Genomic DNA, 21,939 nt, shown 5'->3' on the forward strand with positions numbered 1-21,939 from the left:
TTCACACTCATATTTTAAAAATAACACTATTTTTTCTTCCGACAAACTACTACCATAGAATAGCAGTCTTCCCCTAACTCATTTCCTTCCCAATCATTATATATATGTAATAATTCAAAACCATTCACTACTAATAATCTTTCTAACTCCTGTGGATACGTATAGCGAAGGTCAATCGTTGTTTTCAGTTCTTCTACTCGCACATCACCCTCATAAAACCTTCTTGTTGTTATGTAATGCTGTATTTGCTGAATTGAATCGTATGTCATTTCAGTATATAGATCGCATTTTCTTTCCTTTTCATCACTAATAGTTGTCCAATATTCTTCTGTAGATGGTTGTATTAATTCTTCTTTTGACGGAAAACGTGTATCGAATATGAATATACCATTATCAGCTAACACATGATGAATAGATGTTAATAACTTATTTTGATCTGTATTCGTAAGAAAGTGTTGAAATCCATGACCAACCATAAATGCTAACGGAATTGTTTCTTCAATCTTCAATTGTAAGCAGTCTTGTTGTAGCCATTTTAATTTTTTACACTCCATAGATTTTCCCTTCGCTTCAGCAAGCATACCTTCATGTATATCTACACCAATCATTTGATATCCGTTCTCTATAAAGGGAATCGTAACCCTTCCTGTTCCGCAGGCAACATCTAGAATCCAATCATTTTGTATACTTAGTTTTTGTGCCCATGATAGTAAGAACGGAAAATCTGACAAACTTTTATTTTCTATATCATATCGTTTTGGATTTTCATATTCAGATAGACTCCACTTTGTTTGCAAACTTATTCCCCATTTCATATTTCCATTTAAATTTAATATATAAATTATAACGAATTATTAGTTTTTTCTCTATAATCAAACACAATTACTTGGACTAATCTAACTTTCCTTTTCGTAAGCTAAAAATAAGTGGAAGAATCGGAGTGTGATACTATGGAACGAATATGGATTCCAATGATTGTTACGTTTTTTTCATTCGGTGGATTACTATTAGGCGGTGCTGTTGGCATTGCTACGCGCCAGCTAATTGAAGAAAAAATGCATCGTTTATACGCATTATGTGGAGGGATTTTGCTTGGGCTTTTATCCCTTGAAATAATTCCTGAAACATTTTCAAGCTTTGAAATAATTGGGCCTATACTCGGTATAGCTATCGGTATTTTAGTTATGAGCTTATTAGATAACTATTGTCATCATCCAATGATACATAAAAAAGATCAACAAGCATGGCAAACTTTCCTTTTTCTTTCTTTTGCTATATTTATTCATAATTTGCCGAGTGGCTTTGCATTAGGTACAGCATTTATAAATCATAATGATTCTGCCATTCCTTTCTTACTTGCGATTGTAATTCACCATATTCCTGAAGGCTTAGCATTAATCATCCCCTTCCTCTTTACAAAGCATAAATATATTTCCTTTTTATTAACAACTTTATTACTTTCTCTTATCCTCGGTACAGGTACTATTTTTGGCATTTTGATGGAAGGAAAAGCTCTACATTTACAAGGACTCATTATGGGAAGTGCTATCGGTTCCCTTGGCTATGTCACAATTCATGAAATGCTTTGGAAGGCAAAGAAACAGCTCTCTTTCCTTACATTTTTAATGTGGGCTACTAGTGGTTTTTTCCTAATAATAGTGTTTACTCTATTAGCTGGACATCACTAAATTAAGCAAAAAAGATAGCTGAAAACAATTTGTCTTCAGCTATCTCACTTTATTTTTGTATCTCTATAGAAAGAAAAATCATTCACAGTATGTTGTACTTGTATCTCTTCCTTCATTTCTTTATCCTTGTTCTTAGGTGTCCTTACATTTCCTAGTTTAATCGCATCTTGCATACTATTACTAACTAGATTTCCCGCTAAAATTGTCATACTATAAAAAGCAATTGGTATAAGTACAATCCATGTATGTGTAGTTAAATGACGGAAGTTTTGACCAATTAGGCCAGTCCATTCTTTTGTTACACTATCTGGATCCATCCCACTGAAGATGATTGTCCCACCAAAAAATAATTGCAACAAACCAAGGTGTAAAAGAAGCAATAAAGTACTCACAAATTGTTGAGCTACTAATAAAAGAAATGGTGGTAACATATGCGGCCATATATGGTGCTTCAACCTATGCCACTTACTCCCGCCTAGCACAGTGGCTGCCAAAATAAATTCTTCTTTCTTAATACGGCGCTACATACAACATCACTGTTGGTACAGCAAGACATACAAGAACTATAATTTGAAATGCCACACGCAAATACAACGGCACAACTTCCGCTCCACTGTCAAACGTTAAAACTTCATTTAGCATAAAATAAGAAATCATAACCATCGGTACAATGCTAAAAGGATCAAAAAAGGATGAAATAACTGGGAAAGAACGTTTACCATACATACCAAGAAGTAAACCAATTCCCCCTCCAACTATAACTCGTAAAATCGCTATAATTATACTCGCTCCAACTGTCCATTTCGCTCCTTCTATTATTAATTGAACAAGGTCGTGTCCTTTCTCATCACTTCCGAACCAAAATTTACTTGATGGTGAAAATGGAGCTGCCTCTAGTTCTCCTTTTTCGTTATACATCATCGTAAGTTCACGAATATTCCCATCAAAAAACAACGTATATCCAATACTAACAATCATTAGTACACTCAAAAAAGTAATACCTATCCAAAATCTCACATCTCTTTTTACAACTTGCCACATGTTACACACGCTCCTTTATCATATTTTGTAAGAGTGTATGTAATATACGAAATAGTATAAAAAGCGGTACATATAATATAACTAGACTCACTGTAAATATTTCTAATTTAGAATTTTCTTTTACAAAAACAAACATACCATATGTATTAAATATCCATTCAATAATATATAAATTGGAAAGTATAAATAAAATATTTGTTTTCGCATAATAAATTGTCGTTAATAAAACATTTCTTGAAATATGATGTGTCAAAATATACTGTAAGCTTAATCCTTTACTCTTGGCAAACAAACTATAATCTTTCTCTAACTCTTCTTTAAATCGTAATAACAACAGTTTAATAAACAATAAAGTTGTTGGTATTGTGAGACATATAATTGGTAACAAACGTATCCTTTCTTCCCCTAATCCACCTAGTTTGACCGGCATAAATCCTGTTTTTTGAAAAAGAATTACGACAAGAAGTTGTGATAATAAAATAAGTAATATATCTGGTATACTCTCAAGCGTAAGAAAAATCCCGTTCCACATTTTCTGCTTCATATGAGAACGCTGCAATACCCAAACGACAAGTACATACGCTATAAGCAAAGATAGTAAAAACGCTGAGAGAAATACAATCATCGTTTCAATATAATGAATCCATATTTGCGGAAATAATTTTCTTGAGTCCCGAAATCCATATGTTATTTCACCCGGTTGAAGTAACTTCCCTCCAAGAAATACAATCGTGTTCCAAAAACCAATTAAATCAATTTGCAATCCCTTAAATAAACGTGGCAGTGCACCTAGGCAGATTATGCATAAAATAGCAGCTACTAGTTGTAAACAAGTAACCCCACACCATTTAACAATTCGCATCAACATAACGATTTCTCCTTACTATCCGATAGAATATTCGGAAAACAGAAACCAGATATATTACATCTCTTCAGCTATACCTTGCACCCGTTTCTTCCCACTAGGTAAAATGGCTTGATATAAACACGTAACAAAAAATAATAAACCAAATAAAATAATAAACAACGTATCTGCACGAATCCATTTCGGGAACAACATCGCTATCGCACCGAGAGATAACAGCTGGAATCCTGTCGTTAATGGACTAAGTAAACTTTGAACGCGTCCCATGAATGACTCTTCTACAATTTCATACATCCAGCCCATTATTGCAACATTAATAAACGGTAAAAAGAAAGTCGCAAAAGCAATACATACATAAAAAGACCATACGTAGTTTACAAAGTAACACATACCGAAAAAGACCCCTGAGCCCGCCATACCAAATACTATAATAGGTTTGGGTGCATATTGCTTACCTACACTTGTTGCTATTATACTTCCAATTAGTAATGAAATCCCTCCAACTACACCGCCTACTATCGCTAAACTTTCATACGTTGCTGGTGCTAATTTGTATTTTAATATGTAAGTTGTGGATACACTTAAAACACCATTCAATAATCCAAAAACTATAAATCCTAGAAGTAATTTTTTTAAAGTATCATTTTGATATATATACTTGATCCCTTCTTGAAACTCTGTTATTAACATCTTCAAATTAACTTCTTTCCATTTTGTTCGACCATTTGGCAAACGAACTTTTTCTGGAATGGAGATTGTTTGAATCAAAATACCACTCATAATAAAAGTGAGCGTATTCACTAAAATACTCCCGTATATTCCAAAAGTCCAGTACACCATCGTTGCAATTCCTACACCAAATAAAGCATACAAACTATTTACCATTTGATTAATCCCTGCTGCTTCACCGTATTGGTCGGATTCAACTACTCCCTGTATCATCGACTGTTCTGATGGGGAGAAAAATTGTATACATGCATTTTCCAAAAATAAAAATATAAAAACAAGTATAATCATCCCGTAATAAAGCGAAATTAGGATTCCGATATTACAGAGCGAGCAACATATGTTACTTACCGTACAAATACGCTGTCTATCAAAACGATCCACTACTGTCCCTACTAGTAGAAAAAAGATTAATGCAGGTAATGCAATCATAATTTGTGTCATCGTTGCGTAAACTGGTTGTTTTCCGTACTGATCTAGCAAATAAAACATTAAAGAAACTCCAGCAATCATAGAACCGAGTCGCTCTAAAATATTTGCTAGAAAAAAACGTGCATACACTTTGTTGCGAAATAACTGTAGCATTTCTTTCATACTTCGTATCCTTTCTCGCGACAAAATTTTATTATTCTAGTCATTTCTTGGAGGTTATATTATATTTTTCGACTATTATCAAATCTTTTCCTTCTGTATAGAGAACATTATAAAAAAGACTCTTGTTTTTTTACAAGAGTCTTTTTTATTTAACTTCGCTTTTTGTAATGATATATCTCGCTAACTTTTTTAATTCTCTATAGTTCGGATACACTTTATTTATTTTACAAATGTATCACACATCCACTCATAAAACTTTTCCTTCTCTTCAAATTGCGGATAATGCGCGGATTTTTCAAAAGTAATAAATTCTTTTTTCTCTGCTTCAATCGTATTAAAAAATGTTTTTGCCGCATGTAATGAAGTGTTATAATCATATTTCCCCATAAGGAAATAAAACGGTAGCTTCATTTTAGTCACCTTAGTAGGCAATGGATTCTTTAAATCCTTTTCTAATAAGACCGTTTGAGAATGTGATAATCCAACGTTATAACGAATTACGTCTAACAAGTTATATTCATTACTGAGTAACATTCCGATGTTATCACCATCTGGGTTTTCAATGAGCCTTGATGTTCCACCATATTTCGCAACATAATTTCTCGGAGTGTATGTATCACCATTTTTAATTTTTTCAGTCAACCCATTTAAATAGGAAACCTCATCTGTATTCCGAGCATTTTGTGCCCGTTCAATCACATAGTTTAAACTATCCATTTCACTTTCTACTGTATCACTCATTTGCCCAATGCCAACATAAGCTTCATATTTTTCAGGGGCTTTATTGGCAGCTTGCATTCCAATATATGTACCGTAAGAATGACCAACCAATATTACTTTTTCTTTACCTAGACGTTTTGAAACATAATCTGTCAAAGCTAATAAATCTTCTACAAGAAGTTCTGATGTAAGATTCGAATAATCTTCCAAGAAATGATACGACTTCCCGCTCGCTCTTTGATCGTAATTAACAACTGTGAATCTCTCTTCCAATAAGTCTTGGTATTTTTGAGCATACGGTATTTCTGAAGTACCTGGTCCACCATGCACAAAAATAATGACCGGATTGTTCTTATCTTTGCCGCGTATCATCATTTCATGATCACTTCCATTTATCTCTACTTTCTCTAATGTACTTATACTGTTTTGTCCTTTTATTTGCGAGGTCCATGTAGGAAATATTAATGCTACAATTAATAATAGTATAGTGATGGAACCAATAAGTTTTATTAATTTTTTTATCTTCTTCATAAGTAATTTCCTTTCTTTTAAATTTATAAAAATATCAATTTAGTTCTGTAAAACTACCTCAAAAAAATATAAATGTACAACAATTATACTTTCCAATTTCACCTTGATCTTTTGCACATTCTTAATATCCCATACACTTCTTAACTTTCCGCTATATAAACTCTTAATTTTTTCTTAATTTTCAATATAAAATTCATAGAATGACTCGATCACAATGTATTAGAAATAAAGAAAAAAGCCCTTGTTTTCAAAACAAAGACTTTTTCCTTTAACTATTTCGCTACTTCTTCTTTCGGCATTACCATACCTTTATAAAGTTGGACAGTAATCCAGTAATAGATGAAATATATGACTAAGAAAATCCCAATCGGCACCCACACCTTTACAAACGGGTCAACTAATATAAAACTGAATAAGTTCAGCCCTACTAACACGTGGGAAATTCCAATAATCGCTGGGAAGATAAATAAATATGAAATTTCTTTATAAATACTTTTCGTTAACATACTACGTCTCACACCAATTTTTCGTAACATTTCATAACGGCGTACGTCACGAGAAGCACCTGTTAATATTTTGAACATTAGCGAACTTGCCATCATTGCTAAAAAGGCAATTCCGAGGAAAAATCCCATAAACATTGTTCCACTCATGAAACTGTTCATAAACTGATAAATTGTCATTTTTGTAAATAAGTCTACTTTTGTACCTGTTGTTTTTTCAATTTGTTCTTTTTGTCTCTTATCTATATCGAGCAACAACGGTTTATATTTTTTCATATCATCTACTTTTGCTAATGTTACACTATGTTCCGTTCCTTGAACTGCTTTGTAGTGTTCTTCATCAGCAATTCTTACAGGTTTTCCGTTAAATTGATTATGTGTAATTTGTATTTCTCTTACAACCGCATCTTCCCAATCCCTCGGCATACGAGGAAGTTTATTGGCTGCTTCGGGAGCTTCCAAAGCAGAATAAACAGGTTCAGTTAAAGGTTCAGCCACACGTTTTCGAGCTGGCTCTTTTAAAGTTTTTGTATCAAAGTGATCAGAAACAAGTGGTGGTTTCGCAGTTAAGTCATTACGTAAATAATAAACCGCTTCTCCATCTACTTTATATTTATACTTGCTTTCTTCCACAATTTCCATTTCTTTTAATGCCGCTTTATCTTGATCATTTGGATTATGAATTACAACATCATATACTCGTGAGAAGTCTGTCATAATACCTACATTTCTTTGAAATGCCATCCCTGCCGTCATCGCACCTGCGCCTAATGCAATTAACATCGCTACAGTACCTAATACTCTCGATAAACTATTTACTCTAAAGCGTAGCTGTGCATATGTAAAACTATTTAAGCCCGTTTCATTTCGTTTTTTATTCCCTTTAATTTTCATCACAAAAAATGGAAGCAATGAACTAAAGATAAAATATGTTCCGAGTGTTGTAACGATTGTCGCTATTATAAAACCAAGTTCAGCAAACATTTTTATATTTACCATAAAATAATATCCTGTACTTACTAGTAATACACCAAGTACAGTCATTATAATAATGCGAGTTTTACTTTTCTTCACTTCATCTAGTGTTTCATCTTCACGTATTAATTCTAATTCTGTTTTACGTAATAAACGGATGCTATTCATTAAACCAGTAATAAAAAATAGTATTAAGAAGAAAATAGCTGTAACTAAGATTGCTGGTGTATATACAGATGAATAACTACCTTTTGCTGAAATTTCCATACCATTCATTAAAAAGTTTCCTGCTACACTTGCAAGTAACATACCTACTAAGATCCCGATAATAATACTGACAATACCCATACCGAATGTTTCAATAAATAATAGCTGTGCTACTTTTTTCTTTTTCGCACCGAGCATCATGTACATACCAAGTTCTTTTCTTCTTAATGTGAGTAAGAAAGAATTGGCATATATAATATAAAATACAGTAATGAAAGATAATAGTATGGCACCTACCCAGAATACGAGTCTAATACTACTAATAAGACTATTATCTTTCGTAAATTCACTATTCATCGCCATCGTTTGGAACATGTAGAAAATACTAATACTAATAACGAGACCAATAAGTAAAACCATATAATCTTTTAACATCTTTTTCATACTATGACGTGATAATTTGAATAACATAGTCTCGCCCCCTACTTAGACTCAGCAGCTGAGCCCATATGAGCGAGCACACCTAAAATGTCTTGATAGAAATTTTCTCGCGTTCCTTGACGCTTTAACTCTTTATACAGAAGACCATCTTGAATAAATAAAATACGCTCACAATAACTCGCACTAAATGCATCGTGTGTAACCATCAAAATACTTACATTGTGATTTTCATGTAAATCTTGCATCGCTTCTAATAAGCTTTTTGCATTTTTACTATCAAGCGCTCCTGTCGGTTCATCTGCTAATACGATTGCTGGATTATGTACTAAAGCTCGTGCTGCCGCTGTTCTTTGTTTTTGTCCCCCAGAAACAGCAGTTGGATATTTCGTTAAAATTTCAGTAATCCCTAATTTCTTCGCAACCTCATTCACCTTTCCAGTAATCTCACTTGAAGGTACGCCTTGCAATGAAAGTGGTAAAGCGATATTTTCATAAATTGATAAGTTTTCTAGTAAGTTAAAATCTTGAAAGATGAACCCTAATTTTTGAGATCGAAAATCTGATAATGCATTCCCCTTCATCGAAGTAATATTTGTGCCAGCTATTGTCACACTGCCTCCTGTCGCTTGATCCAATGTACTAATCACATTAAGTAGTGTTGTTTTGCCAGATCCAGAAGGACCCATAATCCCGACGAATTCCCCTTCTTTAATACTTAATGACACGCCCCTTAACGCTTTTGACTGATTCTCATTTCTTTTCCCATACGTTTTTTCTACACTTTCTACAGTAACTACGTTTGTTGACATCTCCTTCACTCCATCCCTTTTGTATAAAATTAATTTCTCACATATTTCTTATCTTTTTCTCATGTAAATCCTTAAGAGTTTTTAAATTTTTCAAACAAAAAAGAGTTGCACGGGGAACATGAACCTTTTTCCTACTTCATATTCTCACTTTTCTAAAACTCGTTCCTTCGATTTCGCTTACATTTACCTTACATTTTTGTAAGGTAAAAATATTACAGACCACTTTATAAGGGAATTTTCTTTGTAATGAAAAAGGCTTTTTATTTTCATCAAAATTAATAGGATACATAAATAACAATAATAATAAGTTAAAAAACAATATAATTTTATTTTAAAACAATAAATTATATGATAAAATCATGTTGTCATTAAATAAACGAGGTGCTTTTTATGAAACAAGTTACAACACTCTTTTTGAAACTAGCTATTGTTTTTATAGGAATAGTAGTACTTGCATTGTGCATATTTTTAGTTCCTAAAATCGGGAATTTCGCTGGAGAAATGTATCCAGCTATTGCTTATATGAAATCTCTCGTTTTAATCGATATGTACGTAGCGACGATACCTTTTTACTTCGCTCTGTATCAAGTTTTTAAACTTTTAAGTTATATTGATAAGAACAAAGCGTTCTCGGTATTATCAGTAAAGGCTTTAAAAAATATAAAATACTGTGCCCTCACTATCGGTACCATATACATACTAGGTATGCCACTTTACTATCTTATGGCAAAAAAAATTGATCCTCCAAGTTTTATACCAATTGGATTGATCATTATTTTCTCCTCTATCGTGATTGCTGTTTTTGCTGCAGTTCTCCAAAAGCTCTTACAAGAAGCCATTAATATAAAATCAGAAAATGATTTAACGGTATGAAGTGAAGTATATGGCAATAAATGATGAAGGGATAGCGATTAAGCTATCCCTTCATCATTTATTATGGTTCTTTAATGAGTTTAAATTCAGTAATACATGTTAATGGTGTATTTTATTATCAATCTCTATTTCTTGTTTTTTATTTCCTCTTTTATACTCTCCACAAACCCATTTAGTTCAATAACTTCTGACTGGTCTTCACCGTATTTACGTACATTTACAGATCCGTTCTCCATTTCCTTATCCCCAATAACAAGAACATAAGGAACTTTTTGCATTTGTGCTTCTCTTATTTTATATCCTAACTTTTCATCTCGTACATCTCTTTCAACACGAATGCCAGCTTGTGCTAATTTATCCGCAATCTCATCCGCGTATTGTACATGGACTGCATTCGAAACTGGAATGACCTTCACTTGAACTGGTGCCACCCATGCCGGGAAGGCGCCTCCAAAGTGCTCAATTAATATCGCTAAAAAACGGTCTAAAGATCCTAAAACTGCTCTGTGAATGACAACTGGTCTTCTCTTTTCATTCTTCTCATCTATATAATTTAAATCAAACTTCTCTGGCATTTGGAAATCTAGTTGGATTGTTCCGCACTGATGACTTCTATTTAAAGCATCTTTAATATGGAAGTCGATTTTCGGCCCGTAAAATGCACCGTCACCTTCATTTAGTCTATATTTATAATTCAATGAATGTAATACATTTTCTAATGCCTCTTCTGCTTGCTCCCACAACTTATCATCACCCATTGAATCTTCTGGACGAGTAGAAAGCTCTACCTCATATTCGAATCCAAAAGTTTTATAAACGTAATCAATTTGCGCCATTACGGATTTAATTTCATCTTCAATTTGTTCTGGAGTTACAAATAAATGAGCATCATCTTGGCAGAAAGTACGTACTCTTAATAATCCATTTAATGCCCCGCTAAATTCGTGTCGGTGTACTTGACCGAACTCACACATACGAATTGGCAATTCGCGATAAGAGTGTAATTTATTTTTGAACATTAACATATGCCCTGGGCAGTTCATTGGTTTTAATGCAAAACTTTTATTGTCTACTTCAGAGAAATACATGTTGTCTTTGTAATGTCCCCAGTGTCCTGATTTCTCCCATAATTCTTGGTTCATCATAAACGGAGTACGTACTTCTTGATACTTATACTCTTTTTGAATTTCTCTTAAAAATGCTTCTAATTCATTACGAATAATTTGTCCTTTCGGTAAATAAAATGGCATTCCCGGAGCCTCTTCAGAAAACATAAATAACTCCAGCTCACTACCTAATTTACGATGATTTCTTTTTGCTGCTTCTTCAACGAAATGTAAATACTCTTCTAATTCTTTTTGAGAAGAGAACGCAACACCATATATACGCTGAAGCACTTGATTGTTACTATCACCTCGCCAATATGCACCAGAAACGTGAGTTAATTGGAAGGCTTTCAAATAGCCTGTTGACGGTAAATGTGGTCCTCTACATAAGTCTACAAATTCACCTTGTTTATATAGTGTTACACTTTCCCCACTAGGAATTGCTTCTAACAATTCTAATTTCAGGTGATCATTCATTTCTTGAAACAGTTTTTTTGCCTCTTCTCGCGAAACCTCAACTCGTTCTATTTTTACATTTTCATTTATAATCTTTTTCATTTCTTTTTCGATTTCCGGTAAATCTTCTATGTTTACACTATTCGGAAGATCCATATCATAATAAAATCCATTTTCAATAACCGGTCCTACACCAAGGTTTACATTACCATACATTCGCTTTACAGCTTGCGCTAAAATATGTGCCGCAGAATGTCTTGCAATTTCTACCCCTTCATTTGAATCTAAAGTAACGATTTCTACTTCCGCGTTTTCTTCAATATTTCGGCGTAAATCATATAACTGATTATTAACTTTCCCCGCGACTGCTTTCTTTTTCAAACTACTGCTAATGGATCCAGCAATTTCTTCCAAAGTAATTCCTTTTACATATTCTTTAACGCTACCATCTGGAAATTTAATTTCAATCATCTGTTCTTTCATTTTTCATCTCTCCATTTCATAATAAAAAGCACACTCATCCCTAAAATAGGGACGAGCGTGCTTTTACCCGTGGTTCCACCCAGATTCCCATCGTAAACATACAATGGCTTCTTTTACGGTAACGTCGTTTACACGGCACTAGATACTGAATTTCCCTAGTGCAGCTCTAAGGTGGTAAGTTATTTTTCTGCGTTAGGAAGTTCTCAGCTTTCCTTCCTTCTCTGTATAACCGGGGAAAATAACTCGTGTCCTTTTCTTCGCTTATTATAAAATTGAATGCAAAAAAGCATATTCATCCCTAAAAATTAGGGACGAATATGCTTATATTCGTGGTTCCACCCAGATTCCCATCACAAAAAACATAATGGCTTCTTTTGCGATAACGTCGCTTACACGGCACTAGATACTGAATTTCCCTAGTGCAGCTCTAAGGTGGTAAGTTATTTTTCTGCGTTAGGAAGTTCTCAGCTTTCCTTCCTTCTCTGTATAACCGGATAAAATAACTCGTGTCCTTTTCTTTGCTTTTAAAAATACATCCATTAATTGTTATTTACTATATCTTATTCATTTTATTTTTGCAAGTGTTTAAAAATGATTTTTTATTTAATAAAAAAAGAAACCAAAAATAGATTTTTGGTTTCCTCTTCTCAATTTTACCAATCTTGTGGTTCGTAATTTAAGTCTGAAAATAGACGTCGTTTCTCTTTCTTCGATAAATCTCTCCACTGTCCAACAGGTAAATTATTTAATTCTATATTCATAATTCTTGTACGCTTTAACGTGTATACTTGATAACCTAAAGCTTCACACATACGACGAATTTGACGATTCAACCCTTGAGTTAAAATAATTTGGAATTCATATTTTGATAACTGTGTTACTTCACAAGGAAGCGTTTTCGTTCCTAAAATTTTCACACCAGCTGCCATTTTCTCTAGAAAATCAGGTGTAATTGGCTTATCTACTGAAACGATATATTCTTTTTCATGTTTGTTTTCAGCACGTAAAATTTCATTAACAATATCACCATCATTCGTTAATAAAATTAAACCGTCTGAGTCTTTATCAAGACGTCCAATGTGACTAATTCGTAATGGATGATTCACTAAATCGATAATATTACCTTTTACAGCTTTTTCACTCGTACATGTAATACCTACTGGTTTATTTAAAGCGATATATACGTGATCTCGAGCAATACGAAGTTGCTCTCCATTTACACGTACATCATCACCTGGATTTACTTGGTCACCAATTTTTGCAACCTTACCGTTAATAATTACTCTTCTCTCATTAATTAGTTTATCTGCTCCACGTCGAGACGCTTTTCCAGCTTCACTAATAAATTTATTGATACGCAAATTAGGCACATCCTTTTCAAAAAAATTCAAGCTCACACTGCTTCTACCGTACAATACAAAAGGGTAAGCCTTCTATTATAACTTAAATATATTAACATGAAAGGGTATATAACGTCTTCTATTAATTACTCGTTTATAAGAAAATATCTTTATTATACATTCATTTATGCACGTTTTGTACACTTAATATACAAGCCACTCTTCCTTACATACAGCTTGTTTACCTCTTATATCTTTTAAATCCTCATGAATATTAGCTAGTTTATACAACTCTGGGAAAATCTCTTCTACATAATTTTGATGCGCCATTTCATCTTTCCAATAAGTTAACACTATGTAACAATTTTCATTTTTTAAAGACTTCCCAACAACTCCAGCTAGCAGCCCTTTTGCTTTTTCCATTCCTTTATTCCAAATTTCCTCTTGATTATGTAAAAACTGCTTTTCTCTCTGTTGTTTTACATCACAAATTGCAACTCTTACAAATGCCCCATCTATAACAACGGCTTTCAAAGGCATATCAGTTATATCATACAACGTTTGAAACAATTCAATTTCACATGAAAGAAACGTATCCTCTTGATTACTATTTAAATAAATGGTATCGTGAGCACCATTCATAAATGATTGATACGCCCTTCTATCTTCCCATAAAGTAAATACACATGCTTCATCCTCATACCATCCACCAAATTGCCCATGAAATCCATCTAGATGCTGTATAGCTTGCCATTTTTCTTGTGCTTTTGAAAATAACTCTTTTTTCTCTTCTTCCACTTTACAGTAGATTGTTTTTAGTAACATTTTTAACTCCCCTTAGGATATAATTGATCTTCCACTTACAATTTTTAGTTTACATAATATTTTTATGGTCTCTCCAGTGCTCTTTATGTGCATATAGAACTAATCATATTTATCACTACATCTATCAAACCATCTATCTGATTTTATTTCAAATAATTCAGAATCAAAAGAAAAGATGTAACCCTTAACGAATTACAACTTTATCTTATCTCCCTTATTCACCTTTTGTTCAAATACATAATACGTAATTTCTCCTGGATAATGTAATACAGTTACCTTCCGCTCCCCTTTTTTAAAACTAACAGTATGCCCGTTTTCCCCTAAGTTCTCCCATCCACTAGCCTTTGTAATGGGCATTACACTTATATATTTATAATCCTCTTCCTTATCATCGTTAATATGGATTGCTGACATTGGTACTGGAAAATCTTCAATTTTAGATTCTTTGTCTAAATATATAAGTGTAAATAAACTAACTAATAACACAGTCGTTGAAATATTTGAAACTAGTTTTCTTCTATTCATTTTCACTAAAAACCCTCTTTTCTCACATATTACTTTCATCATTTTACTAACCTTGATTATTTATGTATATAAAAAATATAATTAAAATCAATTCCCGACTATATTCTCTATCATTAACATTATCGTTGTTATATATTATAATTAAAATATATTTATTTTTGGAGGTATTACCCATTGAAGAAATTAGTTTTTAATAAATGGAAAATCGTTATTTCTATTTTTATTATTACCTGTACGATTTTCTACACAACTAAAGATAAAAATTATAACGAAAAAACTACCGTAGAAACAATTGATACAAAAACTTTTAAAATTAAATTACAACCAAAAATTGATGAATTAACTACAAATTATAATGACATCATCGAAAAAGATTGGTTGCCTGCCTGGGAAGAGATTAACACGAACGGAGATTCAGTAGACAGAGATAAACTATTAGTCACAATGACTGCTATTTCCAAACAATATGAAAAAATTATGAATGAAATAGACACTGTGAAAATTAAAGAAAATATATCGGAAGTACACATACAAGAACAACTAATTTATTTCACAACTGAATTTAAGACTGCTTCTAAATTTATGAAAAACGCAGCAGATTTAATTATAGACGGAGCAAATAACTCTACTCCATCCAATGAAACAATTGAAAATACTAAACATGCTTTAGGACTTGCGGACCAACATATTGTCCTCGCTTTATCTACGTTAAATGAAGTTGAAGTTAAATTAGGACTTGCAAAAAAATAAAACTGGCTACTATTTTAAAATAAAAAAAGATTGCAATTTATATTTTGTCTGTCTATAATATTTTTATTGATTTACAATCAATGTTTTTATAAATTTTATAATTCGGATGAACCATTCAGGAGAAGGTCTATTGATCTACCGACGGGGCAAAAAGTTGTTAAACCAACTTTGAAACTCTCAGGTCTTGTTTACAAGTAGAACTGCATGGGGACGAATCTCTGGAGAGACTCCCTCTCGCTTTTATATAGCGCGGAGGAAAAAGAGCACCGAAGGAGCAAATCCGCTACTATAGCGGATAATCTCTCAGGTAAAAGGACAGAGACAAGCGAAAGAAAATGCCGATTTTTATCGGTTTATTTTTCTATCCCTTGTTTCTCCAGAGACCATTTCATTTACTTGAAGTGGTTTTTATTTTTTCATAAAAAGGAGAATACAGATGGAGACAGTAAGTACAGTATTAGAACAAATCAATCACTATGTGTGGGGATTACCAACGTTGTTGTTACTCGTTGGTACTGGTATCATTCTCACCGTGCGTTTAAAAGGTTTACAGTTTAGTAAACTATTATACGCTCACAAACTAGCTTTTAAAAAATCAGAAGATACATCTTCCTCTGGAGATATTAGCCACTTCCAAGCACTTATGACAGCTATGGCGGCAACGATTGGTATGGGGAATATAGCCGGTGTTGCAACTGCTGTAACGATCGGTGGACCCGGTGCAATCTTTTGGATGTGGATTACTGCTTTGTTCGGTATGGCAACAAAGTATGCCGAAGCAATTCTTGCGGTGAAATACCGTGTTAGTAATGAAAATGGTGAATATTCAGGTGGACCAATGTACTATTTAGAACGTGGTTTAGGTAAGAAATGGCTTGCTGTTTTATTCGCTATATTCGGCACAACTGCTTCTTTCGGTATCGGTAATATGGTGCAATCTAACTCAGTTGCAGAGGCAATGCGAATTAATTTCTCTTTCCCTCCTGCTTTAACTGGTATATTTATGTCGTTTTTAATCGCCATTGTTATTTTAGGCGGTGTGAAAAAAATCGGGAAAGTGACAGGATATATCGTTCCTATTAAAGCTTTCTTTTATATCATTGCTGGGCTTATTATTATTTTCTATCACTACGATCAAATTCCAGAAGCATTCTCACTTATTTTTTCTGGCGCATTCAATGGGACTGCAGCTGCTGGTGGTTTTATTGGCGCAACAATTGCATCTGCAATTCAAATTGGAATGGCGCGCGGTGTATTTGCGAACGAAGCTGGTTTAGGGAGTGCCCCGATTGCAGCAGCTGCCGCAAAAACTGATTCACCTGCAAAGCAAGCTTTAGTTTCTATGACTGGTACTTTTCTAGATACGTTTATTGTATGTACAATTACAGGGCTAGTATTAATTACTACAGGTGCATGGAAATCAGGTAAAACTGGCGTTGAAGCGACAACACTTGCGTTCCAATCTGTATTTGGCACTGCTGGTAGTATGATTCTTGGTATTGCAATTATATTATTTGCCTACTCTACTATTTTAGGATGGTCATATTACGGCGAGAAATGCGTGGCTTATTTATTTGGAGAAGGTGCTGTTAAATATTATAAAGCAATCTTTATCGTCATGATTGCTATAGGTGCTAATTTAAAACTAGGTATCGTATGGACATTTGCTGATATTGCAAATGGACTTATGGCGATTCCAAACTTAATTGGCCTTATTGGGTTAAGTGGTATTGTTGTTACTGAAACGAATCGCTTTTTACAAGCAGAGAAATTGAAAGAAAGTCATAAAAAACAGGCAAGTTAATCTAAAAAAAGGAATGACTCATACATAATGAGCATTCCTTTTTTCGTTTTCTAACTCAGTAAATGTCATTAAAAATATATTTATATCGATCTTTCCCTTTTTTATTCCACTAAAAATTTTTCACATAAATGACATAAATCGTATGGTCTAACTATATAGTTGAAAAGGAATGCGACATTAAAGTGTCGCCGAAAAACTCATCCAAGAAAAGGGAGGAAAAATCTTTTGAAAAACAAAATCATTGTTTTCCTATCTGCTTTATCATTTATTATCGGTGGTTTCTTTTTTAACACAAATAATTCAAGTGCTGAAACATCATCTACTGATTACGTCCCTAACCAATTAATCGTTAAGTTCAAACAAAATACCTCTTTAAGTAATGTCCAATCTTTTCATAAATCTGTTGGTGCTAACGTTTTATCTAAAGATGATAAGTTAGGTTTTGAAGTCATTCAATTTTCAAAAGGTACTGTTAAAGAAAAAATAAAAAGTTATAAAAATAATCCAGATGTGGAATATGCAGAACCAAATTATTACGTTCACGCCTTTTGGACTCCAAACGACCCATATTTTAAAAATCAATATGGATTGCAAAAGATTCAAGCTCCACAAGCTTGGGATAGTCAACGAAGTGATCCTGGTGTAAAAGTAGCTATTATTGATACAGGAGTTCAAGGTTCACACCCTGATTTAGCTTCTAAAGTAATCAACGGGCATGATTATGTTGACAACGACAATACATCAGATGATGGTAATGGTCATGGTACGCATTGCGCTGGGATTACTGGAGCACTTACGAATAATAGTGTTGGAATTGCTGGTGTTGCCCCACAAACTTCAATTTATGCTGTCCGCGTATTAGATAATCAAGGAAGTGGTACTCTTGATGCTGTAGCGCAAGGTATTAGGGAAGCTGCTGATTCAGGTGCAAAAGTAATTAGTTTAAGCTTAGGTGCTCCAAATGGTGGGACTGCTTTACAACAAGCTGTTCAATATGCATGGAATAAAGGCTCTGTCATTGTTGCTGCTGCTGGAAATGCTGGAAATACAAAAGCTAATTACCCTGCTTATTACAGCGAAGTAATTGCGGTTGCTTCTACAGATCAATCTGATAGAAAATCTTCATTTTCTACTTATGGTAGCTGGGTAGATGTTGCAGCACCAGGTTCAAATATATATTCCACATATAAAGGAAGCACATATCAATCATTAAGTGGGACATCTATGGCAACACCTCACGTTGCAGGAGTCGCTGCTCTTTTAGCAAATCAAGGATATAGCAATACACAAATCCGCCAAATTATTGAATCAACGTCTGATAAAATTAGTGGTACAGGTACGTACTGGAAAAACGGTAGAGTCAATGCATTTAAGGCTGTACAATACGCTAAGCAATTACAAGAAAATAAAGTCTCTTAAGAAATAAGATAAAACTTAAATCAGTCTTTCTACCATTAAAGTAGGATAAAATAGAAGGAGAGACTTTTTCAATTAAAGTCTCTCCTTCTTACAAACTATATTACTCCCTCTCTTTCTGCACCATATGTAAATACAGTACAAAATCCATCATTGTCGACGAATGACCAAGTTGACGGATCATCGCTGTTATATTTCCTCTATGATATGTACCATGATTTACGACATGTTGTACTAACTCTAAAATTGAAGTTTCTAATTTCCCTGCATATGGATTCTCGATAACAAATACAGCATTCACGTCTTGTATTGTAATTAAAAAGTCTTTATATTGATTTGCCATGTTTTTAAACATTTTTTCTAATTCATATAACGATTTAGTTTCGATTTGTTTTCGTAAATTTTCTCGGTCTTGTATTGCTTCATTCATACTTTTACCATGCAATATGTGTAACCACACTTGATCTGTAATATAAATATGCGCAAAAGTATCCTTAATTGATGGAAATACACTCTGTATCTTTTCGCTAAAGATTGTCTCATAGCTTGGTAACTCTTTTAATCGATTGAATAATCGTGTATTAGCCCAATCATGGTAATCAAACTGTTTTAACATGTACTCTTTCAATCTAAATCGCCTCCTTATTGTACGAAACGAATGTTTTGTTTCTCTATTTCCGATTCTCTATCAGCTTTTGCAATCCCTTTTTTTTCAATTTCACGTTTATTTATTGTTTTATATTTTACATACGTATGAAATTCTGTTTGAAATGGAAACGGTGTAATCCGAATTGTTTCCTCGTCCACCCATTCGGCTTGAATAGGTTTCTCCACCTTACTATTAAACATTTCCGTTCCTTCAAAACCATCTTTAAACAAATCAATTTCATCTGTCTTTTCTACACCAGGTTTATTCATACACACATATAAAGAAAGTTCATCGCAAAACTTTAATAATCTATAATGTTTATCGAACATCGCAAATTGTTCTTTTGTTAACGTTTTCAAAATTCTTTTTTGTCGTTCCAATTCATGATTATAAAAAGACATCATTTCTTCGTCTTCGTCATTTAATGAAAATGATAAAAAATGTTTACTACAAAGTAATGCTCCGTATGGATTTGAATCTTCAATTTCATTCAAACCAGTCGTATAAAAAACAAAACGCAATGAACTTGGACAATCCATAAATGTATATGGAATATTTTTAGCATCATTCAAAATTGGTACTTTATCAAGTTCTATCCATCCTCTATCATGCTCATATATTGCATCAATTGTCTCTTTTAAGTATGTTTCATCTTCAAAAAAATCTTCTTTTATATGCTTTGCAATCTCTCCAGCTAAAAAACCATGATCATGTTGACGAATTAATATACTTTCATTCTCATTTTTTTTACGAAAAATCATTCATATACTCCCCCTCATCCTCATATTACAGCATTTTCTATACATCAATTCTTAATTAATCCCTAATTATTAGCAGGGATTCAGTCTCTTACAACGAAATTAACATAACTATATAGTATTCTTTCTAACCATATAAATAGCTTTCTCTATACTATCCATTATACTAAAACATTCATTCTAAAAAACTTTTTATGAGGTGAAAACATGAACAAAACAGAATTAGTTAAAAACGTGGCACAATCCGCTGATATTTCTCAAAAGGAAGCTTCTGCAGCGGTACAATCCGTATTTGACACAATTGCTACTGCATTACAATCTGGCGATAAAGTTCAATTAATCGGCTTTGGAACTTTTGAAGTGCGCGAAAGATCTGCTCGTACAGGACGTAATCCACAAACTGGCGAAGAAATTCAAATCGCTGCTGGTAAAGTTCCAGCATTTAAAGCTGGTAAAGAGTTAAAAGAAGCTGTGAAATAAATAAGAAACCAGCCTATAAAATGGCTGGTTTCTTATTTTCTATTTAAGCAGATTTTTTATATTCTCAGCATGATATACTTCACAAATATAAAATATGCATTTGCAGTTACTTACAATTTGATATTTTCTAGTTGGATACACATTCGCCGTAACAGAGCATCCATCAAACAATTCAATAATATTTCCAGATGGCTGATATCCTTCGTATAATACGTTTCTTCTTACTTCCATCTTTTCTATAAGTTTTTCAACTGGAATATTTCCACTCTCTAATTCACTCTTAAGTGTATTTGGTAAAAACGAAGTGTCCGCAAAAATTAGATTCTCAGATAACACTTTTCCTTTATAACTAACATTGGATACACGGTAAAGAAATGTTCCGTTTTTATCAAAGAAATTCTTTGCTTCTTTCGGGATGTATTGTCTATCCAGTACCTCTTGTTCGAGAACATCAAACTGAACTGTATCATTCAAAAGCTTTTCTAAAGCATGAATAGATGATGTATCTCCAGAAAATAAAATATTTTTAATTGCTTGTACATTATAAATGAATTCATTTGTTCTATTTTCCGCTACTAACATGAGGAACACCTCTTCTATAAGATTTTTTATTTAACTTATTTATAATTTAAAAGCGCTACTGCGTCTAACTGTGTAATTTCAGTTACTTCTTTACTAAATATTGCAATTGAAGCCATATAATCTACACTCGGCCTTATATCTTCCATCATTGTATTTTCTACTAACTCTTGCCTATCCTTAAAAACTAACAAATTTGGAGGATCATTTGGAGCCGATACAGTAATATGTACTGGCGGAATCATTAGTCCTTCACCTGTCGCTTTTAGTACTGCTTCTTTTCGAGTCCAGTATGTTAAAAAACCTTCTATTTTCTGTTCATTAGGTAATTTCATAACTTGCGCTATTTCAATGTCTGTTAATACGCCTTCTGCCATTTTCATAACATCTACATTTGGATTCATTTGTTCAACATCCACGCCTACAGGTGCAGACTTTGTAAATGCAACAACAACCCACTCACCCGAATGTGAAACAGATATTTGCGGCATTCCTTCTGGTAATTGTGGTCTACCATGTTGTAACTTACATACTGGGCACATTCGATCAATCGGTACTTGAACTGGCGACATAGAAAGGATCTTTCCAAGAACTAATCTACTAATTACACAACCTATTATAAATCGTGCACGATCTGCCGATTGATGATATGAATTTGCTTTCTCTCGTTCAACGTCATTTAGTAAATTGTAATGCGATGATTGTAAATCTGAAATTCTTGCCCACCATATTTGACAATCATTCTCATTAAGAGTTGGTACAGAATCTACAACTTTACTCTCTATCATGTAAACT

At 33.3% G+C, this 21,939-nt stretch carries 20 protein-coding genes, 1 pseudogene, 1 riboswitch and 2 other annotated features; of the genes and pseudogenes, 6 read left to right on the forward strand and 15 right to left on the reverse strand.

Annotated elements, in window-relative coordinates:
• Positions 1–26: 26 nt before the first annotated feature.
• Positions 27–815 (reverse strand): class I SAM-dependent methyltransferase, encoded by a 789-nt coding sequence (locus QCI46_RS16095; RefSeq protein ID WP_353840865.1) that lies wholly within the window; start codon positions 813–815, stop codon positions 27–29.
• 135 nt (positions 816–950) lie between these two features.
• Here QCI46_RS16095 and QCI46_RS16100 point away from each other — a divergent pair, with 135 nt between their 5' ends.
• Positions 951–1,688, forward strand: coding sequence for a ZIP family metal transporter (locus tag QCI46_RS16100; protein ID WP_353840866.1), 738 nt, complete (start codon positions 951–953; stop codon positions 1,686–1,688).
• 44 nt (positions 1,689–1,732) lie between these two features.
• On the opposite strand, the pseudogene QCI46_RS16105 reads toward QCI46_RS16100, so the two are convergent.
• From QCI46_RS16105 to QCI46_RS16130, 6 genes and pseudogenes are all read right to left on the reverse strand, one after another.
• Positions 1,733–2,729 (reverse strand): annotated as a pseudogene (locus QCI46_RS16105) (ABC transporter permease subunit).
• 1 nt (position 2,730) lies between these two features.
• Complete coding sequence (locus QCI46_RS16110; protein ID WP_353840867.1) at positions 2,731–3,597, reverse strand: ABC transporter permease subunit; 867 nt, start codon at positions 3,595–3,597, stop codon at positions 2,731–2,733.
• A 54-nt stretch (positions 3,598–3,651) separates the two neighbouring features.
• Complete coding sequence (locus tag QCI46_RS16115; RefSeq protein WP_353840868.1) at positions 3,652–4,914, reverse strand: MFS transporter; 1,263 nt, start codon at positions 4,912–4,914, stop codon at positions 3,652–3,654.
• Positions 4,915–5,133: 219 nt separating this feature from the next.
• Positions 5,134–6,165 carry an alpha/beta fold hydrolase gene (locus tag QCI46_RS16120; RefSeq protein WP_353840869.1) on the reverse strand — a complete coding sequence of 344 codons (1,032 nt, stop codon included), beginning with the start codon at positions 6,163–6,165 and terminating at the stop codon, positions 5,134–5,136.
• A gap of 272 nt (positions 6,166–6,437) precedes the next feature.
• Complete coding sequence (locus QCI46_RS16125) at positions 6,438–8,321, reverse strand: FtsX-like permease family protein (RefSeq protein ID WP_353840870.1); 1,884 nt, start codon at positions 8,319–8,321, stop codon at positions 6,438–6,440.
• Between the two features lie 11 nt (positions 8,322–8,332).
• Positions 8,333–9,100 carry an ABC transporter ATP-binding protein gene (locus QCI46_RS16130; protein WP_000106429.1) on the reverse strand — a complete coding sequence of 256 codons (768 nt, stop codon included), beginning with the start codon at positions 9,098–9,100 and terminating at the stop codon, positions 8,333–8,335.
• A gap of 390 nt (positions 9,101–9,490) precedes the next feature.
• On the opposite strand from QCI46_RS16130, the gene QCI46_RS16135 reads away from it, so the two are divergent.
• Positions 9,491–9,973, forward strand: coding sequence for a DUF2975 domain-containing protein (locus tag QCI46_RS16135; protein ID WP_353840871.1), 483 nt, complete (start codon positions 9,491–9,493; stop codon positions 9,971–9,973).
• A 125-nt stretch (positions 9,974–10,098) separates the two neighbouring features.
• Here QCI46_RS16135 and thrS read toward each other — a convergent pair whose 3' ends face one another.
• The 4 genes from thrS to QCI46_RS16155 all read right to left on the reverse strand — a co-directional run bounded on the left by thrS (position 10,099) and on the right by QCI46_RS16155 (position 14,750).
• Complete coding sequence (thrS, locus tag QCI46_RS16140; RefSeq protein ID WP_353840872.1) at positions 10,099–12,018, reverse strand: threonine--tRNA ligase; 1,920 nt, start codon at positions 12,016–12,018, stop codon at positions 10,099–10,101.
• A gap of 44 nt (positions 12,019–12,062) precedes the next feature.
• Positions 12,063–12,285: a binding site (T-box leader), on the reverse strand.
• A 37-nt stretch (positions 12,286–12,322) separates the two neighbouring features.
• Positions 12,323–12,546 (reverse strand) — a binding site (T-box leader).
• A 125-nt stretch (positions 12,547–12,671) separates the two neighbouring features.
• Positions 12,672–13,379: a 23S rRNA pseudouridine(2604) synthase RluF gene (rluF, locus tag QCI46_RS16145; RefSeq protein ID WP_001222161.1), complete on the reverse strand. Its 708-nt coding sequence runs from the start codon at positions 13,377–13,379 to the stop codon at positions 12,672–12,674.
• Positions 13,380–13,562: 183 nt separating this feature from the next.
• On the reverse strand, positions 13,563–14,183 hold the full coding sequence (locus QCI46_RS16150; RefSeq protein WP_353840873.1) for a DUF4937 domain-containing protein: 621 nt from the start codon (positions 14,181–14,183) through the stop codon (positions 13,563–13,565).
• Positions 14,184–14,375: 192 nt separating this feature from the next.
• Complete coding sequence (locus tag QCI46_RS16155; RefSeq protein WP_353840874.1) at positions 14,376–14,750, reverse strand: hypothetical protein; 375 nt, start codon at positions 14,748–14,750, stop codon at positions 14,376–14,378.
• A gap of 132 nt (positions 14,751–14,882) precedes the next feature.
• Here QCI46_RS16155 and QCI46_RS16160 point away from each other — a divergent pair, with 132 nt between their 5' ends.
• The 3 genes from QCI46_RS16160 to QCI46_RS16170 all read left to right on the forward strand — a co-directional run bounded on the left by QCI46_RS16160 (position 14,883) and on the right by QCI46_RS16170 (position 18,681).
• Positions 14,883–15,458, forward strand: coding sequence for a hypothetical protein (locus QCI46_RS16160; RefSeq protein ID WP_353840875.1), 576 nt, complete (start codon positions 14,883–14,885; stop codon positions 15,456–15,458).
• Between the two features lie 208 nt (positions 15,459–15,666).
• Positions 15,667–15,787: riboswitch (glycine riboswitch) on the forward strand.
• Between the two features lie 107 nt (positions 15,788–15,894).
• Positions 15,895–17,262 (forward strand): alanine/glycine:cation symporter family protein, encoded by a 1,368-nt coding sequence (locus tag QCI46_RS16165; RefSeq protein WP_131933583.1) that lies wholly within the window; start codon positions 15,895–15,897, stop codon positions 17,260–17,262.
• A gap of 225 nt (positions 17,263–17,487) precedes the next feature.
• Entirely contained in the window at positions 17,488–18,681 is a 1,194-nt protein-coding gene (locus tag QCI46_RS16170; RefSeq protein ID WP_353840876.1) for a S8 family peptidase, read from the forward strand.
• 100 nt (positions 18,682–18,781) lie between these two features.
• Here the strand turns inward: QCI46_RS16170 and QCI46_RS16175 are convergent, their stop codons facing one another.
• A complete protein-coding gene (locus tag QCI46_RS16175) occupies positions 18,782–19,306 on the reverse strand; it encodes a DinB family protein (RefSeq protein WP_172552931.1) in 525 nt (174 codons plus the stop codon).
• A gap of 14 nt (positions 19,307–19,320) precedes the next feature.
• A complete protein-coding gene (locus QCI46_RS16180; RefSeq protein ID WP_353840877.1) occupies positions 19,321–20,088 on the reverse strand; it encodes a DUF3891 family protein in 768 nt (255 codons plus the stop codon).
• Positions 20,089–20,292: 204 nt separating this feature from the next.
• On the opposite strand from QCI46_RS16180, the gene QCI46_RS16185 reads away from it, so the two are divergent.
• Positions 20,293–20,565, forward strand: a complete 273-nt coding sequence (locus QCI46_RS16185) for an HU family DNA-binding protein (protein WP_001043960.1) — start codon at positions 20,293–20,295, stop codon at positions 20,563–20,565.
• A 39-nt stretch (positions 20,566–20,604) separates the two neighbouring features.
• Here the strand turns inward: QCI46_RS16185 and QCI46_RS16190 are convergent, their stop codons facing one another.
• Both QCI46_RS16190 and sfp read right to left on the reverse strand, forming a co-directional pair.
• Entirely contained in the window at positions 20,605–21,147 is a 543-nt protein-coding gene (locus tag QCI46_RS16190; protein WP_353840878.1) for a cold-shock protein, read from the reverse strand.
• Between the two features lie 35 nt (positions 21,148–21,182).
• A complete protein-coding gene (gene sfp / locus QCI46_RS16195; RefSeq protein WP_353840879.1) occupies positions 21,183–21,932 on the reverse strand; it encodes a 4'-phosphopantetheinyl transferase Sfp in 750 nt (249 codons plus the stop codon).
• Positions 21,933–21,939 lie beyond the last annotated feature (7 nt).

It is taken from the genome of Bacillus cereus group sp. RP32 (genome assembly GCF_040459735.1).
Taxonomy (GTDB): Bacteria; Bacillota; Bacilli; order Bacillales; family Bacillaceae_G; genus Bacillus_A; species Bacillus_A wiedmannii.

What these genes read in the sequence shown, in the direction of transcription:
- QCI46_RS16165 (WP_131933583.1), top strand. Translation starts at nt 15,895, where the DNA reads ATGGAGACAGTAAGTACAGTATTAGAACAAATCAATCACTATGTGTGG.
- QCI46_RS16130 (WP_000106429.1), bottom strand. Translation starts at nt 9,100, where the DNA reads ATGTCAACAAACGTAGTTACTGTAGAAAGTGTAGAAAAAACGTATGGG.
- QCI46_RS16125 (WP_353840870.1), bottom strand. Translation starts at nt 8,321, where the DNA reads ATGTTATTCAAATTATCACGTCATAGTATGAAAAAGATGTTAAAAGAT.
- QCI46_RS16155 (WP_353840874.1), bottom strand. Translation starts at nt 14,750, where the DNA reads ATGATGAAAGTAATATGTGAGAAAAGAGGGTTTTTAGTGAAAATGAAT.
- QCI46_RS16150 (WP_353840873.1), bottom strand. Translation starts at nt 14,183, where the DNA reads ATGTTACTAAAAACAATCTACTGTAAAGTGGAAGAAGAGAAAAAAGAG.
- QCI46_RS16135 (WP_353840871.1), top strand. Translation starts at nt 9,491, where the DNA reads ATGAAACAAGTTACAACACTCTTTTTGAAACTAGCTATTGTTTTTATA.
- thrS (WP_353840872.1), bottom strand. Translation starts at nt 12,018, where the DNA reads ATGAAAGAACAGATGATTGAAATTAAATTTCCAGATGGTAGCGTTAAA.
- QCI46_RS16100 (WP_353840866.1), top strand. Translation starts at nt 951, where the DNA reads ATGGAACGAATATGGATTCCAATGATTGTTACGTTTTTTTCATTCGGT.
- sfp (WP_353840879.1), bottom strand. Translation starts at nt 21,932, where the DNA reads ATGATAGAGAGTAAAGTTGTAGATTCTGTACCAACTCTTAATGAGAAT.
- QCI46_RS16180 (WP_353840877.1), bottom strand. Translation starts at nt 20,088, where the DNA reads ATGATTTTTCGTAAAAAAAATGAGAATGAAAGTATATTAATTCGTCAA.
- QCI46_RS16115 (WP_353840868.1), bottom strand. Translation starts at nt 4,914, where the DNA reads ATGAAAGAAATGCTACAGTTATTTCGCAACAAAGTGTATGCACGTTTT.
- QCI46_RS16185 (WP_001043960.1), top strand. Translation starts at nt 20,293, where the DNA reads ATGAACAAAACAGAATTAGTTAAAAACGTGGCACAATCCGCTGATATT.
- QCI46_RS16110 (WP_353840867.1), bottom strand. Translation starts at nt 3,597, where the DNA reads ATGTTGATGCGAATTGTTAAATGGTGTGGGGTTACTTGTTTACAACTA.
- QCI46_RS16095 (WP_353840865.1), bottom strand. Translation starts at nt 815, where the DNA reads ATGAAATGGGGAATAAGTTTGCAAACAAAGTGGAGTCTATCTGAATAT.
- QCI46_RS16190 (WP_353840878.1), bottom strand. Translation starts at nt 21,147, where the DNA reads ATGTTAGTAGCGGAAAATAGAACAAATGAATTCATTTATAATGTACAA.
- QCI46_RS16120 (WP_353840869.1), bottom strand. Translation starts at nt 6,165, where the DNA reads ATGAAGAAGATAAAAAAATTAATAAAACTTATTGGTTCCATCACTATA.